Origin of the sequence: Moritella sp. 5 (genome assembly GCF_018219455.1) — a bacterium.
In the GTDB taxonomy this organism is placed as follows: domain Bacteria; phylum Pseudomonadota; class Gammaproteobacteria; order Enterobacterales; family Moritellaceae; genus Moritella.
This window is the reverse complement of the sequence record NZ_CP056122.1, coordinates 4,682,436-4,698,810: the sequence shown is the minus strand read 5'-3', so window position 1 is coordinate 4,698,810 and position 16,375 is coordinate 4,682,436. Positions and strand designations below refer to the sequence as shown.

Annotated in this window: 16 protein-coding genes; 6 read left to right on the top strand and 10 right to left on the bottom strand. The window is 40.7% G+C overall.

The window, feature by feature from the left end:
- Window positions 1-5 precede the first annotated feature (5 nt).
- From thiE to thiH, 5 genes are all read left to right on the top strand, one after another.
- Entirely contained in the window at window positions 6-1,478 is a 1,473-nt protein-coding gene (gene thiE, locus HWV01_RS20995) for a thiamine phosphate synthase (protein WP_211673333.1), read from the top strand.
- 1 nt (window position 1,479) lies between these two features.
- Complete coding sequence (locus HWV01_RS20990; protein ID WP_211673332.1) at window positions 1,480-2,250, top strand: HesA/MoeB/ThiF family protein; 771 nt, start codon at window positions 1,480-1,482, stop codon at window positions 2,248-2,250.
- Window positions 2,251-2,352: 102 nt separating this feature from the next.
- Window positions 2,353-2,550 (top strand): sulfur carrier protein ThiS, encoded by a 198-nt coding sequence (gene thiS / locus HWV01_RS20985; protein WP_211673331.1) that lies wholly within the window; start codon window positions 2,353-2,355, stop codon window positions 2,548-2,550.
- A complete protein-coding gene (locus tag HWV01_RS20980; RefSeq protein WP_211673330.1) occupies window positions 2,551-3,360 on the top strand; it encodes a thiazole synthase in 810 nt (269 codons plus the stop codon). It abuts the gene before it with no gap.
- A 23-nt stretch (window positions 3,361-3,383) separates the two neighbouring features.
- Entirely contained in the window at window positions 3,384-4,505 is a 1,122-nt protein-coding gene (gene thiH, locus HWV01_RS20975) for a 2-iminoacetate synthase ThiH (RefSeq protein WP_211673329.1), read from the top strand.
- 60 nt (window positions 4,506-4,565) lie between these two features.
- On the opposite strand, the gene HWV01_RS20970 is transcribed toward thiH, so the two are convergent.
- Entirely contained in the window at window positions 4,566-5,492 is a 927-nt protein-coding gene (locus HWV01_RS20970; RefSeq protein ID WP_211673328.1) for a DMT family transporter, read from the bottom strand.
- Between the two features lie 119 nt (window positions 5,493-5,611).
- On the opposite strand from HWV01_RS20970, the gene HWV01_RS20965 reads away from it, so the two are divergent.
- The gene (locus tag HWV01_RS20965; protein ID WP_211673327.1) at window positions 5,612-6,070 is read left to right on the top strand and encodes an Lrp/AsnC family transcriptional regulator; all 459 of its coding nucleotides are present in this window, start codon (window positions 5,612-5,614) and stop codon (window positions 6,068-6,070) included.
- 41 nt (window positions 6,071-6,111) lie between these two features.
- Here the strand turns inward: HWV01_RS20965 and HWV01_RS20960 are convergent, their stop codons facing one another.
- The 9 genes from HWV01_RS20960 to gorA form a co-directional block, all read right to left on the bottom strand.
- Window positions 6,112-6,762, bottom strand: coding sequence for an SCO family protein (locus HWV01_RS20960; RefSeq protein ID WP_211673326.1), 651 nt, complete (start codon window positions 6,760-6,762; stop codon window positions 6,112-6,114).
- Between the two features lie 20 nt (window positions 6,763-6,782).
- Window positions 6,783-7,262, bottom strand: a complete 480-nt coding sequence (locus HWV01_RS20955) for a copper chaperone PCu(A)C (RefSeq protein WP_211673325.1) — start codon at window positions 7,260-7,262, stop codon at window positions 6,783-6,785.
- Window positions 7,263-7,276: 14 nt separating this feature from the next.
- The gene (locus tag HWV01_RS20950; RefSeq protein ID WP_211673324.1) at window positions 7,277-7,732 is read right to left on the bottom strand and encodes a hypothetical protein; all 456 of its coding nucleotides are present in this window, start codon (window positions 7,730-7,732) and stop codon (window positions 7,277-7,279) included.
- 234 nt (window positions 7,733-7,966) lie between these two features.
- Window positions 7,967-8,506, bottom strand: a complete 540-nt coding sequence (locus HWV01_RS20945; RefSeq protein ID WP_211673323.1) for a dihydrofolate reductase family protein — start codon at window positions 8,504-8,506, stop codon at window positions 7,967-7,969.
- Between the two features lie 26 nt (window positions 8,507-8,532).
- Window positions 8,533-9,414 (bottom strand): Dyp-type peroxidase, encoded by an 882-nt coding sequence (locus HWV01_RS20940; RefSeq protein ID WP_211673322.1) that lies wholly within the window; start codon window positions 9,412-9,414, stop codon window positions 8,533-8,535.
- Between the two features lie 54 nt (window positions 9,415-9,468).
- Entirely contained in the window at window positions 9,469-11,259 is a 1,791-nt protein-coding gene (locus tag HWV01_RS20935; protein ID WP_211673321.1) for an aminopeptidase P family protein, read from the bottom strand.
- A gap of 234 nt (window positions 11,260-11,493) precedes the next feature.
- Complete coding sequence (locus HWV01_RS20930) at window positions 11,494-12,399, bottom strand: DMT family transporter (RefSeq protein ID WP_211673320.1); 906 nt, start codon at window positions 12,397-12,399, stop codon at window positions 11,494-11,496.
- Window positions 12,400-12,564: 165 nt separating this feature from the next.
- Complete coding sequence (locus HWV01_RS20925) at window positions 12,565-14,589, bottom strand: methyl-accepting chemotaxis protein (protein ID WP_211673319.1); 2,025 nt, start codon at window positions 14,587-14,589, stop codon at window positions 12,565-12,567.
- A gap of 241 nt (window positions 14,590-14,830) precedes the next feature.
- Window positions 14,831-16,186 carry a glutathione-disulfide reductase gene (gene gorA, locus HWV01_RS20920; RefSeq protein ID WP_211673318.1) on the bottom strand — a complete coding sequence of 452 codons (1,356 nt, stop codon included), beginning with the start codon at window positions 16,184-16,186 and terminating at the stop codon, window positions 14,831-14,833.
- Between the last annotated feature and the right edge of the window lie 189 nt (window positions 16,187-16,375).

The following is a 16,375-nucleotide window of genomic DNA, read 5'->3' as shown; positions in this document are numbered from 1 at the left end:
ATTTAATGACTCAAGCCATTATTTGGACTATCGCGAGCTTTACTGCTCGCGATAATGTTGCGACTAAAATTGATATTAATACGATTAATACGATTAATGCGTTGGGTGGAGGTGGTTATCATGTATCGACGACACTATTATCTGATGCGGATTTTTCTGCTGAGTTAGCGATATTGACTGCTGCACCGGTAGCGTCTGCCATTAAAGTCGGTGTGATAGCGACAGCCTCACATGTAGAGATCTTAGCTGATTTTTTACAGGGGTATAAGCAAAAATATCCAGAACTAACCGTTATCTATGAGCCGTTATCAATTTCATTATCTGATATGGCAAAGACTGAATCAGCAGGCAACGTGCTAATAAATGTGATTAAAATACGCTTATTACCAATCGTGGATGTATTGATCTTACCGCAAGAGCAAGGCGGAACAGATGCTGCTGTGTTATTTGGTGCGACGAAACAAGCGATCAACTCGTTACTGAACCTCGGCGTAGAAGGTGTTTGTGCGAAAGGGATTGCTGTTAATAATAAGCAGCAATCTATCGTCCTCGATGTTTATATTGATGGACAACGTGAAATCTTATTATCGTCACCAAACGCGATATTAACTCCATCAAGTAAAGATGAAAACAGTGGTGTTTTTTCTTCAGCATTGGCAACTGTGATCGCCCAAGATTATCCGGTAGATGATGCATTAGTGGTAGCCAGAGCCTACTTGAACCAAACTTCTGATGGTTGGCCTACCGATCGCAGTGATTTCCCACAGGTCGTCTTACCGAATACGGAATTAGGCGATCAGCTTGGCTTAGTTCTACAAATGCAATTAGCTTATGATTTTGCACCTTGTGATACCAACCGCCTTGGGCTATATCCGGTGGTGGATACGATCGAATGGTTAGATAAAGTATTACAACAAGGGGTTAAAACCCTGCAATTACGTATTAAAGATAAAGCCCCAGCCGAAGTGGTTGATGATATTAAAGCTGCTGTGGCATTAGGCCGCCAATACCAAGCGCGTTTATTTATCAATGATTACTGGCAATTAGCTATTGAGCATGGTGCTTATGGCGTTCATTTAGGTCAAGAAGATATGCTTATTGCCGATTTTGTTGCGATAAAAAATGCGGGTTTAAAACTGGGTTTAAGCACACATGGTTATTATGAAATATTACGTGCACATCAAATAAAACCGAGTTATATCGCCCTTGGTCATATCTATCCTACGGTCACTAAAGACATGCCTTCAAAGCCACAAGGATTACAGCGTTTACAGCGTTATGCTGATTTAATGCAAGACTATCCTTTGGTCGCTATTGGCGGTATTAGCATAGAGAGAGCGCCACAAGTGGCTGCGACAGGTGTGGGGAGTGTCGCTGTCGTCACAGCGATAACTCGCGCTGACGATTATAAACAAGCCATTGCCGACTTACTGATTATCGCTGAACCGCAATCATCCTTAACCAGTGTGAGTCGTTAATATGACCGGATTAAGTGATCAGGAATATATGCGTTATAGCGCGCATTTACTGCTTAGTGATATCGGTGAGCAGGGACAATTAGCACTGCGTAATGCCAAAGTATTGATTGTCGGTGTAGGTGGCCTTGGCGCACCTGTTGCTCTGTATTTAGCTTCTGCTGGTGTTGGCCATTTATATTTAGCGGATGATGATCATGTTGAGCTAAGTAATCTACAACGGCAGATTATTTTCACTCAACAGCAGTTAAAGCAGATGAAGGTAAGCGCGGCAAAAGCCTCGTTAGCACAGCTTAATCCACATATAAGTGTCACGGCAATCGCACAAAGAGTAACCCTCGATAGTGCGAATCATCAAATGGTAGATATGCTTGCCCAAATTGATTTAGTCATTGATTGCAGCGATAACATGCTGACTAGGCAAGCGATAAACAAGATCTGTGTAACCCAAAAACTACCGTTAATAGTGGGCGCTGGTATTCGTATGGAAGGGCAGTTGATCTCGTTTAACGCACAGCAAACTGATTCGGCGTGTTATCACTGTTTATATCCTTTTGAAGAAACAGCTGAAACGAATAATTGCAGTACCTCGGGAGTACTCGGCCCCTTGGTTGGTGTTATTGGTTCTTTGCAAGCATTGGAAGCAATTAAATATTTAACCAGCATGCCGCTGTCTTCACTAAATAGGTTAATGCGTTTTGATGGTAAAACCTTGCAATGGCAGTACCTCTCTGTCACTAAAAATCCCGACTGTTCTGTGTGTGCAGGTCGCTAATACCAATACGAAATATAAGTGCTGAATATAAATAGTAAAACTAAGCAGTTAATTAAATAACCTCATGCCTGAATATTTGGATGTGAGGGACAGGGAGAGAAGATGAAATTAATCATTAACGATGAAATAAATAACCTAGCAGTGACGACTATTACGTCATTATTGACGGTATTAGAACAGCCAGAAAAAGGCATTGCGGTAGCGGTGAACCAAGCCATTATTACACGTCAAAAATGGGATGATTTTGAGTTGTCAGAAAATGATCGAGTGACTTTATTTCAAGCTATTGCAGGAGGCTAAATGTCAGTAACAACTTTAAACCCAGCATTCTTATTACCAAGTGATGAGCTTGTCATTGCCGATAAAACCTTTTCATCACGGTTATTTACCGGTACGGGGAAATTTAGCGATCAAAAAATAATGGCTGCTGCCTTGATTGCATCTCAATCCCAGTTAGTGACTATGGCATTAAAACGCATTGATTTAGCTAATCAAGATGATGATATTCTTAAGCCTTTGATTGCCGCTGGTATGAACTTATTACCCAATACGTCTGGTGCGCGTGATGCCAAAGAAGCGGTATATGCTGCACAATTAGCACGTGAAGCATTGCAAACGAATTGGATTAAATTAGAAATTCATCCAGACCCAAAATATTTACTACCAGATCCAATTGAAACTTTAAAGGCCACAGAACAGTTAGCGCGTGATGGTTTCCATGTGTTGCCATACATTCATGCCGACCCGGTATTGTGTAAACGTCTGGAAGCTGTGGGTACTGCTGCAGTCATGCCGTTAGGTGCACCGATTGGTTCAAACAAAGGTATTCGTACTGCAGAGTTCTTAGAGATTATTATTGAGCAATCGACAGTCCCTGTGATTGTTGATGCTGGTATTGGCGCGCCATCACATGCGGCGTTAGCCATGGAAATGGGCGCGGATGCGGTATTGGTTAATACTGCGATTGCGGTGGCTAAAGATCCAGTGGCGATGAGTCAAGCATTTGCGTTAGCTGTGCAAGCAGGTCGGCAAGCTTATTTAGCTGGATTAGGTCGCCAAGCACAGACTGCGGTTGCTTCTAGTCCATTAACAGCATTTTTAGATCTGTAATAACGCCAACTTAAGGTATAAATATGAGCTTTTACGAGCAATTACAAAAATTAGATTGGGATGATATTCGCTTATCCATTTATGCCAAAACAGCGGCAGATGTTGAGCGTGCATTATCGAAGTCTCGACTCGATCTGGATGACTTTCAAGCCTTAATTTCACCTGCGGCAGAACCTTATTTAGAGCAGATGGCACAGCATAGTGTACAGTTAACACGACAACGTTTTGGTAATACTATCCAATTCTATGTGCCGTTATACCTTTCTAATATGTGCTCTAATATTTGTACCTATTGTGGCTTCTCGATGCATAACAAAATTCGTCGTACCACGCTGGATATGAAGCAGTTAAACAGTGAAGCGCGAGCGATTAAAAAAATGGGTTTTGATCATTTGTTATTAGTGGCAGGTGAGTCGGAACGTAAAGTGGGTATGCCGTATTTTCGTCAGGTATTTAATGAATTGAAATCGCAGTTCTCGCATTTATCCTTGGAAGTGCAGCCGCTAGAACAAGCCGATTATGAAGAACTAAAAGAATTGGGGTTAGATTCAGTATTAGTGTATCAAGAAACCTATCATCCCCGGACGTATGCCGAACACCATATCAAAGGTAAGAAGTCTGATTTTAAATATCGAATTGAAACCCCAGACAGGTTAGGCAAAGCTGGTATTCATAAAATGGGGCTAGGTGCATTAATTGGCTTAGATGAATGGCGTACCGACTGTTTCCATGTTGCTGCGCATTTAGATTATTTGCAAAAACGTTATTGGCAAACCAAGTATTCAATTTCTTTCCCACGTTTAAGACCATGTGAAGGTGCATTTCAGCCGAAGTCGATTATGAATGATCGCCAATTAGTACAGTTGATTTGTGCTTATAGATTGTTTAATCCGGATGTGGAATTATCGTTATCGACGCGAGAGTCCGAGCATTTTCGTGACAATGTTATTCCATTGGGGATCACCAGTATTAGTGCGGGCTCGAAAACCCAACCCGGTGGTTATTCTGACGATACAGAGAAAGCCTTAGAGCAGTTTGAAATTGATGATGACCGTTCACCAAATGAGATGGCAGGTCTAGTCAAAACGATGGGCTTAGAAGTGGTTTGGAAAGATTGGGATAGGTCGTTAACGGCACTTAAATAATGGGTATAGGCTGCTATCGCATAACGCGAACGCAGCCTATATTATAAAATCGGTCATTAATTATGACGATTTCTCTACTTTAGAGGCAATTCTTGTGAAACGTTTACTGATTAATTCAATCGGTAATTTACACAGTAAAACACCTGCAGTTAGCATTACCATCATGACTAATGATTCGTGACTAATCGTTCTACCGTTGATTGCACTGTCTAGACCAAGTGCGATAACGGGGAACACAAGGAAACAGATTGATGCTTGAAATGGGCTTGCCACTTTATTTAATTGGAAGTAAGCCATGATGCCGCCAATACCAGCAATAACGCCAAGGTAAATAACTGATAACCAAGATGTTGACGTGAATGTGCTAAAGTCTGGTTGCTCTATGAATGCGCCAACAGCCAATAATAATACTGAAGCAACAAGACATGGGAGTGCATTATACGTCAGTACGTGAATACCCTGACAACGGGTTTGTACACTGGTATAGATCGTAGCGTGCATTAATACGGCTAACACCAATGCGCCAACACCGATTAGGCTACCGTTCGCACTTACGCCCATCTCATTACTAATAATTGTAATTAAACTAAACAAAGCAATAGCAAGACCAGCTAGCTGGTGAATGTGTACTTTTTGGCGGTGTACTAATACGGCGAATGCTAATACGACAACTGGCATAGTGGCAAAAATAATCGACGCTAATCCAGATGAAATATATTGCTCACCAAAAATCATTAAGGTGAATGGTGCCGCAAAATAAAACACGCTGATTAACGCAAATTCAAGATTTTTACCTTTTGGGAACATCAGCGGGATATTGAGCTTGCGAGCAGCTAAAATTAATAGCGGTGCAGCCAGTGCAAAGCGTAATCCAGTTGCAGTGATGGGTGGAATTGAATGAACTGCAATTTCCATAGCCATCCAGGTTGTACCCCAGATCAAACATACAGATGCAAATAATAATGTAGCGACGAGTTTTGTATTCATAAGGCTATCTCTATATAAGTGCTGGAATATTTAATACGATAATTATATTGCTTTTAAGCAGAAATATGATTTCATATATATCACTGATATTGGCTTTTAAGGAAAGGATTTACTCCATTATGTTAGATTCGAAGGATAAATTGATTTTAGACATACTGCAGCGCGATGCATCTTTGTCAGTGGCAGAACTCGCGGATAAGGTGAGTTTAACGGTATCGCCTTGCTGGAAGCGGTTAAAACGGTTAGAGGATAGCGGTTATATCTTACGCCGAGTGGCATTATTAAATGAGCAGAAACTCGGCCTTGCACTCACAGCCTTTGTTAATATCAAAACCCAAAATCACAGTGATACTTGGTTTAAAAAGTTTGTCGTGAGTGTTGATGGCTTTGCAGAAGTGACCGAGTTTTACCGTATGGCTGGCGAATACGATTACATGATGAAGGTACTAGTGAAAGATATGGCTGCATTTGATGTGTTTTATAAACGATTAGTTAATTGCGTCGATGGATTAACTGATGTTACCTCTTCCTTTGCGATGGAAGGGCTAAAAAATACGACGCAATTACCTATCTCTTAATTTCTATAAGGCATAGGTTCTTAATAACGAGCATTACAGCATTATAATTTAAGTAGGTCTTTAGCTATTTTCTTTGCGCTATGGGGCGGTGCAAATGCCGCTACATATTGTCCTTCTGGATTAACTAAATACAGTCGAGAAGAGTGATTAATTAGATAACTCTCACGCTGACCTTCAGGTATTGGACTATTGTAAGGCACAGAGACATATTTACCATTATTCGCTAAAAACGTTTTTTGATAAATAACGCCAAAACTAGCGACTAATTTATCAATTTCGCTCGTTTCACCTGTGATGCCTATAAAGTTGTCGTTATAAAAATGCGTATAAGTTGTCAGCATTTCATTACTATCACGCTTCGGGTCGACCGAAATAAATACGACTTGTGGCATGGTTTTACCAGCATCAGTCATGATATTTGCAACATTGTTGAGGTTGTATAATTCAGTTGGGCAAATGTCTGGGCAGCTGGCATAACCAAAGAAAACTAATGACCATTTACCTTTAAATAAGGCCTTGGTGTATTCTTTATTATCGCCGAGTTCGAAATCTGGCAAGCTTATTTGCTTAGGTTGTGAGTAAGCCGTCGTGAATGTCGGTAAATTTGATTGCTGTATATTATTGGCAATAATAGCGCCGAGTGCACTAAGGCCGATAATACCCGCAGCGATTATCGCCTTAGACTTTTTCATTCGTTAATCCTTTGTCGAAACTAATTATGTTTCATATTAGTGTGATCCATTTTAGTCTTACTGTTATCACGTTTAACTGGCATTTTTGTACTAATTTTTTCACCATTTAACAAAGTGAAGGATACGTTGACTAACTCACCCGGCGCCGCGATCTTGTTTGGTTCTAATAACATTACATGGTAGCTACCCGGCTTAAATTTAAAAACAGCATTGGCAGGAATTGTTACTTTCTGCTGTTTTTGCATTGTCATCATGCCATCTTTTTTACCAGATAAATGCAGTTCGCTACGGCCAAAACCTTGCGCTTCAACATCTGTGATCACTATTGGTTTATCACTGTGATTCATAACAGTGAAAAAAGCTGCTTGTACTTTTGCAGATGGTGGTGCAGCTCGAACCCAAGCGTCCATTATCATCATATTAGTTTTTTCTGCCGCAAACGTCGGTGCTGCAGATAAAATAGCAGTTGCGATAAGCGTGGTAATTATTGATCTTTGCATTTGTTCATCCTGAATTAATGAGTTGTAGTGGTAAATTGAAAAGGTATTAAATAAGGCCGACCAGCTACCGTGACGGTTAAGTCTGCTTGCCATAACATTTCACCCAATATACAGATTGCTAGCGCGGTTTCTGCTTGGTATCTATCTTTTTTTATGGCATTCAGCTGTGTAGGGAATCCCGGCATAATCATGTTCACACCATTAATTGTAATACTGGCATTGTCAATGTTAGACCCGTTCAAATTAACGGATAACGGCGTCATTGGTTTTGCATTGAATGGCGTGATCGACAGTGAAATTGCGTGACCTGGTGTTAACTGAACCTGACATTCTTGTTGATTCACACGACAGTCCTGTGTCAGTGGTAATTGAATGTGGTTGAGATCTTGCTGCGGCTGATAGAAGAAGTTGAAATAACCGACAGCAGCGATAGAAATAGTACTCATACCAACAGTTAACCATTTAGACATGGATAAGGCTCTTATACTTAGTATTGGGTTCGAAAAAGGGCATTCGCTTTATAACAAAACGATTAATAACATAATATTACTTTAATTTTTAATGTAGATAAACCGCCAATAGAATAAAACGTAAGTTAGCACTTGTTTTGAGGATATTTAAAAAGTGGGACGATGGCAGGTCGGGGTTAAGGTGATGCCGTTAATATATATTAGCGGCATCGGCCGTATTAATGCGGATTCGTATCATTCATTTTTGTTGTTTTTTATTATCTTATAATGTGTTTGTATCAGTCCTGATGGATAGGATTGAGAGGATAATAGCGTTACTCCCAGTTCTGGCAGAGGCGCATTAAATAAACGTATGCCATTACCGAGTAAAATTGGAATGGTAGATAAAATTAATTCATCAACTAAATCTAGCCGTAATAAAGAATCGGCCAAGTTAGCGCCACCAAGTAACCAAATATTACCTTCAGAACTGACTTTTAATTGTTTGATCGTTGCTGCCGGATCGGTAATAAAGGTGACGCTATCATTCGGGGTAATATCAGGTGAGTGAGAGGCGACAAAGCATTGCTTATCAGCATAAGGCCAATCGGCAAAGTCTTTAATCACCTGAAAAGAACTGTTCCCCATGATCACGGCACTGACACCATCGAAAAATTGTTGATAGCCGTAATCTTCACCTTTTACTTCTATATGTGAGAGCCATGAGATGTCATGGTCCGTTTTGGCTATGTAACCATCAAGGCTAGTAGCTATATACAAAATAACGTTCGACATAATCATCGCTCCCGGTTGAATGCAAATTAATTCATTAATGTGTCGAGTTCTGTTTGAGAAGGGGCAAACCAATATGATCCTGTTACAGCATCTGAATAATCAATTAATCTGTCTGTGACTCCGTCAGGTATTCCATACATACGTTGTAGCTGAGTCGTAAAGCGTAATTGTTCACATGCGAATGCTAAAAAGTATAGTCCGTGTTCGGATGCGTTACCATAAGGCGAACTACGACGATATATCTTCATTCCCGATACATCGGTGCGGCTGACGTGTGAATTAGCTGGCATCGCATCGCCGGATAACTCAATATCGTCTTCTTTAGTACGACCGACAACCGCTTCTTGCTCCGGTATTGGCATCGCATTAAAACTACTTAAATCGTGAACCCATTGTTGTGATAGCACAAAGCTACCGCCTGCACCCGGTTGTCCTTTTGGGATCAACGACGCTAATTGACGCGCATCTTCTTTTGGATTCGCTGTGCCATCAACAAAACCAATGAGATCGCGATTTTTATGGTACTGGAAACCGGAAATATCCAGTTGGATCTCGGCAATTGTACTTATCACCGATTGGATATGAAATGCTTGCTCTAAGGTATGGCTAGCATTGTCGCTATGGATCCAAAACATTATATCACCTTGGCTCGCGATGGCTTTTTTGCCGTGCGGACTCGCTATCTCGGTAAAATCGTCAAATGCAGTAAGTTGTAAATCAGGTAATAGCGTATTCGTGGCACTACGACCAAAGGCAATTACGATGTTAATGTCATTTGTTTGTTTGCATAATGCTTTTTGCAGTGCACTTTGGATATTGGCTAAGTAAACATCCTCTTTCAATTTGTATTCTAAATGATGATAGCTTTGGCTTTGTTCGTTAAAAATAGCGATCTGTGGTTGGGTCATGCCAACTCCTTCTAATGCGTAACCAATCGATTAGATTGGTTACATAATAATTAATTAAATAGCGTGTGTGGCTTGAGATAGCCACTGTAAATCAGCACCGGTTAACAATGGGGATAATGCGTCACGTACTTGAGCGTGATAAGTATTGATCCAGTTTACTTCGTCTTGTGAGAGTAGCTGTTGATCTATCAGATGCAAATCAAAAGGAACCAGTGTTAATGTTTCAAATTCGTAGAATGTCTTGCCATCATGGCCATTATCTTTAGCAACAACATAAATTAGGTTCTCACAACGGATACCATATTCATCTTGTTTGTAGTAACCCGGCTCATTGGATACCACCATACCCGGTTCTAATGCTACGCCGTTAGCGTTTTTACCAATACGGTGTGGACCTTCGTGTACATTCAAGAAACAACCTACACCATGCCCAGTTCCGTGGTCATAATCATAACCTTGTTGCCATAAGAATTGACGCGCGAGTGAATCCAGTTGACCACCGTTAGTGCCTGCTGGGAATTTCATTTTAGCCAGTGCGATATGGCCTTTTAATACCAAGGTGAACATTTTCTTATGCTCAGCACTCGGTGTACCGATGGCAACAGTACGGGTAATATCGGTTGTACCATCAAGGTATTGAGCGCCTGAATCGAACAGGTAAATACTGTCCATTGGGAGTTGTGCTGGCACGCCATTATTATGATTGTAGTGACACATAGCGGCATTACCACCTGCTGCTGAAATAGTATCAAAACTTAATTCAACGAAGTTCTCATTCGATGCACGGAAACTTGTCAGCTTGTCAGAAAGGTAACCTTCATCATGCAAACGCCCTGCGGTAACTTCTGTTTCTAGCCAATTAAGGAAGCGTACTTCTGAAGCGCCGTCACGAATATGTGAGGCACGCATACCTGCAAGTTCAACTGCATTTTTACAGGCTTTTGGTAATGCTACTGGATCATTGCCTGCAATGAGAGTCGCACCAGCTTGCTGTGCGGTTAGCTGGCTGAATGCATTTGATGCTTCAGGATCTGCTAATACATCTAATTGCTGTTCTCCGAGCGCTTGGTAAGTTACAGTTGCCTGTGATTCATCAACAATCTTAACACCAGCGCCAACGTGTTCGTGAAAACCAGCGGGGATCTTCGATGGATTGGTGAAGAATGTCATCGAACCGTCTTTACGTAATACCGCACTGCCTAAGATCACGCAGAAGCAATGAATGTCTTTACCACGGATATTCAATAACCAAGCAATAGAATCTAACGCGCTGATAATAACGGCATCAGCACCTTGCTTCTCAATATCGGCACCAATCTGTTGGCGTTTTTCTAAACTTGACTGGCCAGTGTATTTCTCATCGAGTAACAGGCCTAAATTTTCTGTTGGTATAGGTCTATCTGACCAGCTCAAATCAACAGGGTTTTCATTGACTGCCACTAAGTTTATTTGTTTATCTGCTAAGGTTTTTTTACTGGCGTTATGCCAATTTAAATTATGTACTTTGGCGTCATAACCGACATTTGCATTGGCGGGTAATTGTTCACTTAACCAAGTAACATGTGGTGTTTCGATAAGATGATAAAACTCAAAGCAATCGCCATTAACTTGCTGCTTAACCTGAATTGTATAACGACCATCGGTAAAAATGGCGGCGCGATCTTTTAAGATTATTGCCGTGCCTGCTGAGCCGGTAAAGTCACTGCACCATAATAGGCGTTCATTATGTGCTGGTACGTATTCGCCAAGGTACTCATCTGCGCGCGGAACGATAAATGCGTCTAAGTTTGCTGCATTCATATGGGTACGTATTACTGCTAATTTCTGTTCTATTGTTTGAGGCATCTTGCTGTCCGGTTCGTCATGTTACCTGACGCACTACTCTGCGTTTTATAGGATCATGTTCTGGTTATAGAAAGAGAGAATATTGAAACATTAACCTGTTAGGGTTTAGATATGCAAGAGGAGGTAATGGGGATTGTGATACTTTCAGTAATTAAACCGTGATTAAGTCATTATTACGGTTTAATTTGACTCCGCTGGTGGCTGATTTTATTTATCAGCCACCAAGTGTCACGATTATTTCGCTGTTACGGTACTACGTTTTTTACGCCAGTTAATTTGTTGGATAACGAGTCCGATGATAATTGTTACTAAGCCGATGAAGGTCGAAGGATGAATTTCTTCACCAACAATGGCACTTAATAAAAACAGCGAGATAAATGGCGAAATAAAGATAAGGTTACTTACCTGTGCGGTATTGGTGGCTAATTTAATGGCCATTAACCACAATACAAATGAAATCCCCATTTCAAATAAGCCGATATAAATCGCGCCTAAAATACCTTCGACAGAACTAAAATTAAAGTCTGCGAGTAGCGCTGTTGCGACGAGGGTAAAGGGTAAACTTAATAAAAACCCAAGTAACAGACTAATAATAGGGTCATTGTTATTTTTCGCATTAATAATCCAGTAACTTGCCCAAATCAATGTACTTAACAATGCAAATACAACCCCAAGTGGACTTTCAAAATTAAGGCCTAATAGATCCCCCTTAGTGGCAATAATTAAGGCTCCGGTATAACTGAATAAGATTGCCACCCAGTCTTTTTTTCGGATCTTTTGGCCTAAAAAAGGCACTGATAATAATGTCAGTGTGATTGCCCAAGTATAATTTAAGGCTTGGGCTTGTGATGCGGGCAGTAAGTCATAGGCTTTAAATAACACTAAATAATAGAGAAACGGATTAATTACCCCCAGTGTTAAATAGAATAGCGGCTGCTTAACAAAATATTGTTTAAGTAAATATAATTTTTTTTGCTGGTAAGCAAGACCCAGCAGTAGAACAATACTGGTCAATGAGGCAATTAGAACCATTTGAATGGGTGCAAAATGGCTAAGCGTAATTTTAAATGCGGAGGCTACCGTGGACCAGAGTAAGACTGTAATAAAGCCGAACAGCATAGCTTTTTTTTGATTTTTCATTTGTACCAATTTCGGGTGTGGGTTAAGACGTATTGGCAGTGTAGTCGGCAAATTTATTCAAATCTAGTGTTTCATGAGGGATAACTTATATTCAAATAGTTAAATTGTGGCTTAAAGCAATGAAGTACGCTTAAACCACTAATTAAAAATGCTAAAATATAACTTTTAAAAAGCATATTCCTCGGCAACTTCAGTTAACTTATCGGCAACGGTTAATAAGTTATGTGCTGACTGAGTAGCACCTGTGGCAACAGAGCGTGCCGAATCCGCACCCTCAGATACATTACTGACATTACGTTCAATTTCCTCTGCCGCGAGACTTTGTTCTTCAATCGCACTCGCTATTTGGCTATTGAGTGAAACGATCTTATCGACTGACAAAGTAATCGCTTCAAAGGTATTTGAGGCTTCTTTGGCCTGCATCACGCCCATGTTGGCTTGTTCTCTGCCTACTGCCATTACTTTTACTGATTCTTTCGCGCCTGATTGTACACGCTCAATCATCGCTTGAATTTCATTCGTTGATTGTTGTGTGCGGCTTGCGAGTGTTCTCACTTCATCTGCGACCACCGCAAAACCTCTGCCTTGTTCACCGGCTCTGGCTGCTTCAATCGCGGCATTTAATGCCAGTAAGTTGGTTTGTTCGGCAATACTCTTGATTACTTCCACTACACCTCCTATATCGGCGCAATGGCTTTCTAGTTTCTGAATGGTATCACTTGATGTTTGTACCTCTGAAGCAATCGCATTAATGGCGATGATTGTTTGGTCTACAACTTGTTTGCCTTCTAATACAGCACGCTCAGCATCATGTGTTGCACCAGTGGCATCATTGGCATTAATGGCCATCTCCGTTGATGTGGCTGCCATTAGTTTTATTGCAGCTGCTATTTGGTGGGTTTCCGTTTGCTGTGCGGTGATGGTAGTTTCTGCTGAATTGGTTTTATCTTTAATGTCCTGGACCGAACTATGTACATCAACGGCACTACTATTGAGTTGCTTGACTAACGTGCGCATGCCACCAATGGTGCTATTGAAGTGTTGGGCAATAATGGCCAGTTCGTCACTGCTGACAATCTTCACGTTTTGCGAAAGGTCCCCATTTGATACATTCTGCGCTACTTGACTGATACTACGTATGGTTTCGGTTAGAGAAATATAAATACTTAATAAGATCACCATGCAAACCACAAATAAGGTGAGCAGAATCGCGTAAAAAATATTTAGCTCGCTATTTTGTTCACTGAGTCTGACCGTTATTTCAGTACCGAGCGTATTAAAGGCGATTTGATACAAATCATTGGTTTTTACTCGTAGCTCTTCACCTAAACGATAAAGCGTATTAGGGTCAATTTTGATCTCGGCTGATACGGTATTTATTAACTGGCGGTCGAGTAGATCTTCGAGTATCGCCATGGTGGTTTTGATCTGTTCAAGTGGTGTGACTAAGGTGCTGTGATAGTTGGAGTTAATTGCTACTAATGCTTGCACATCATTATCGGTTGCTGAAAAAATAATATTAAGTTGATCAATGCGGCGGCTTAAATCATTAAAGCTGGTGGCCGTAAATGCAGCAAAAGCTGCTGTTTCAGCCGCTTTGTCTGTTACTTGGTAAGATAAATCAGCAAGTCGTGGTAATTGACTTTGGGTTAAATTAATCAGGTAATAGCTACCCAAATGTGAATCAAATAATAGTTTACTTTCGCTGTTGATCTCACGGGTACCTATACGCAGGTTCTCTAACATCAAATCGATGGCATAGAAGATTTCTTCTGGTAATAAAAAATCACTGTCGGCTTTGAGTTGTTGCCAATCGGTAGTGATCTTATCAAACGCTGATAATTTCAATCCTGTTGCTGCCGTATAAGCACTGTAATATTGATTGAAGGTGTTTTCTGCGAGCTCTTGTGCTTGTTGTATTTTGTCATCTCCAGGTTCAAGTTCTGCAACTTCCAAGCTTAATAGATGGCGATAATCAATTAACTTATCAGCGACTTCAGGTAAGTCTTGTAATAATTGATAGCCTTGCAGCTCAGATTCTGCAAAGGCGATATCTTTTTGTGTTTGCGAGATGATTTTAAATGAAAAAAATACTATCGGTGTGGCAAGTAGTAAGATCACTAAACCAAACTTTTTCTGAAATGATAATCGGCTAATCAGGTAAGTGACTGGCTGCAATAATGCGCCCATAAAAATATCCTTATCAATATGGTTAGAAAGTGGTGAGCCTGAGAAGTATGGTTAAGTGGCTAATGCCAACGTATGAATAATATAGCTAGTTGTTAGGTTAATGTTAAGTATTTTGTGTGCGTATTTAACAAGGATGGGGTTGTTTCGTGATCTCTATAGCGAGATAGGAAATATTATTGAAATGAAAGTGGAAAAGTTGATGCGCATATCAATTATATGCACACCAGAATATGAGCTAGCGCTAGCGCATAGTAACGAACTCTTCTGAGCCTGTCGGGTGGATCGCAACAACGCTATCGAAATCTGCTTTGGTTGCGCCCATCTTCATCGCGACACCAAAACCTTGGATCATTTCGTCAGCAGCAAAGCCAATGCCGTGTAGACCAACAACGGTTTCTTCTTCACCGGCACAAACCAATTTCATTTTGCAAGGCTGACGGTTTGAAGTGATTGCTGTATACATAGCAGTAAAGCCTGACTGGTATACTTTAACGTTTTCTTCGCCGTATTGTGCAATTGCTTCAGGTTCTGTCAAACCGATAGTACCAATTGGTGGGTGGCTAAATACAACCGTAGGGATCAGGTTATAATCCATTTTAGCTGTTGTTTTACCGTTGAATAGACGTTCTGATAATTGACGACCCGCTTTCACAGCAACTGGTGTTAGTTCAACACCACCTTCCATAATGTCACCTACACAGTAGATACCATCAACATTGGTGTTTTGGTATTCGTCTACTTTGATGTAACCACGGTCATTGGTTTCAACACCCGTTACTGCAAGGTTGATTTTGTCTGTAGAAGGATGACGACCGATAGCCCAGATTAGGGTATCAACATTTTGTGATTTGCCATTTTCAAGGTGTAAGGTGATAGAACCATCTGCTTCTTTCACTACTTCTTTTGGTACTGAGTTAGTATGTAATTTTGGACCTTCGGTATTCATTACATCAACCAAGGTATCAATTAAAATTGGATCAAAGCTACGCAGTGGAGATTCTTTACGGACAAATAAATGTGTTTCGCTGCCTAAACCATTTAATACACCTGCTAGTTCAACAGCAATATAACCTGCACCGATAACAGCAACGCGTTTTGGTTGCTCTGTCAATTCAAAGAAACCATTCGAATCAATACCGTGCTCAGCACCTGGCACATTAGGAATTGTTGGTGCACCACCAGTTGCAATCAGGATATGATCGGCTGTGTAGGTTGCCCCATTTACGCTGACGGTGTTTTTGTCTACGAAGGTCGCAAAACCTTTGATAACAGTGACCTTATTATTACCTAATACATTGTCATAAGAAGTGTGGATACGGCCGATATACGCTTCACGTGCCGCAACTAATTTACCCCAATCAAGGCCCTTATTTTCAACATCAAAGCCATAGTCTTTTGCATAAAGGTGCATAGCTTCGGCGATTTGTGCGCCATGCCACATCACTTTTTTCGGTACGCAACCAACATTAACACAAGTACCACCTAGCGCATTTGCTTCGATGATAGCAACTTTTTTACCGTGCATTGCAGCTCTGTTTGCAGATGCAATACCGCCGCTACCACCACCAATGGCAATATAATCAAAATGTTGTGACATATTATTATAGTCCTTAATTGAGAAGATGAACTTATTATATGACTAAGTTCATCACCTTGTTTTGTTATAAAGTTAATTACACAGTTTAAACTGAATTGAGAGATATTATTAGTAGGTAAAGCCATTCACGGTCATTACTTTTACCTATCAATGCTAAATTTTACGCGTTTAGCGTTTCTCGATATTTAC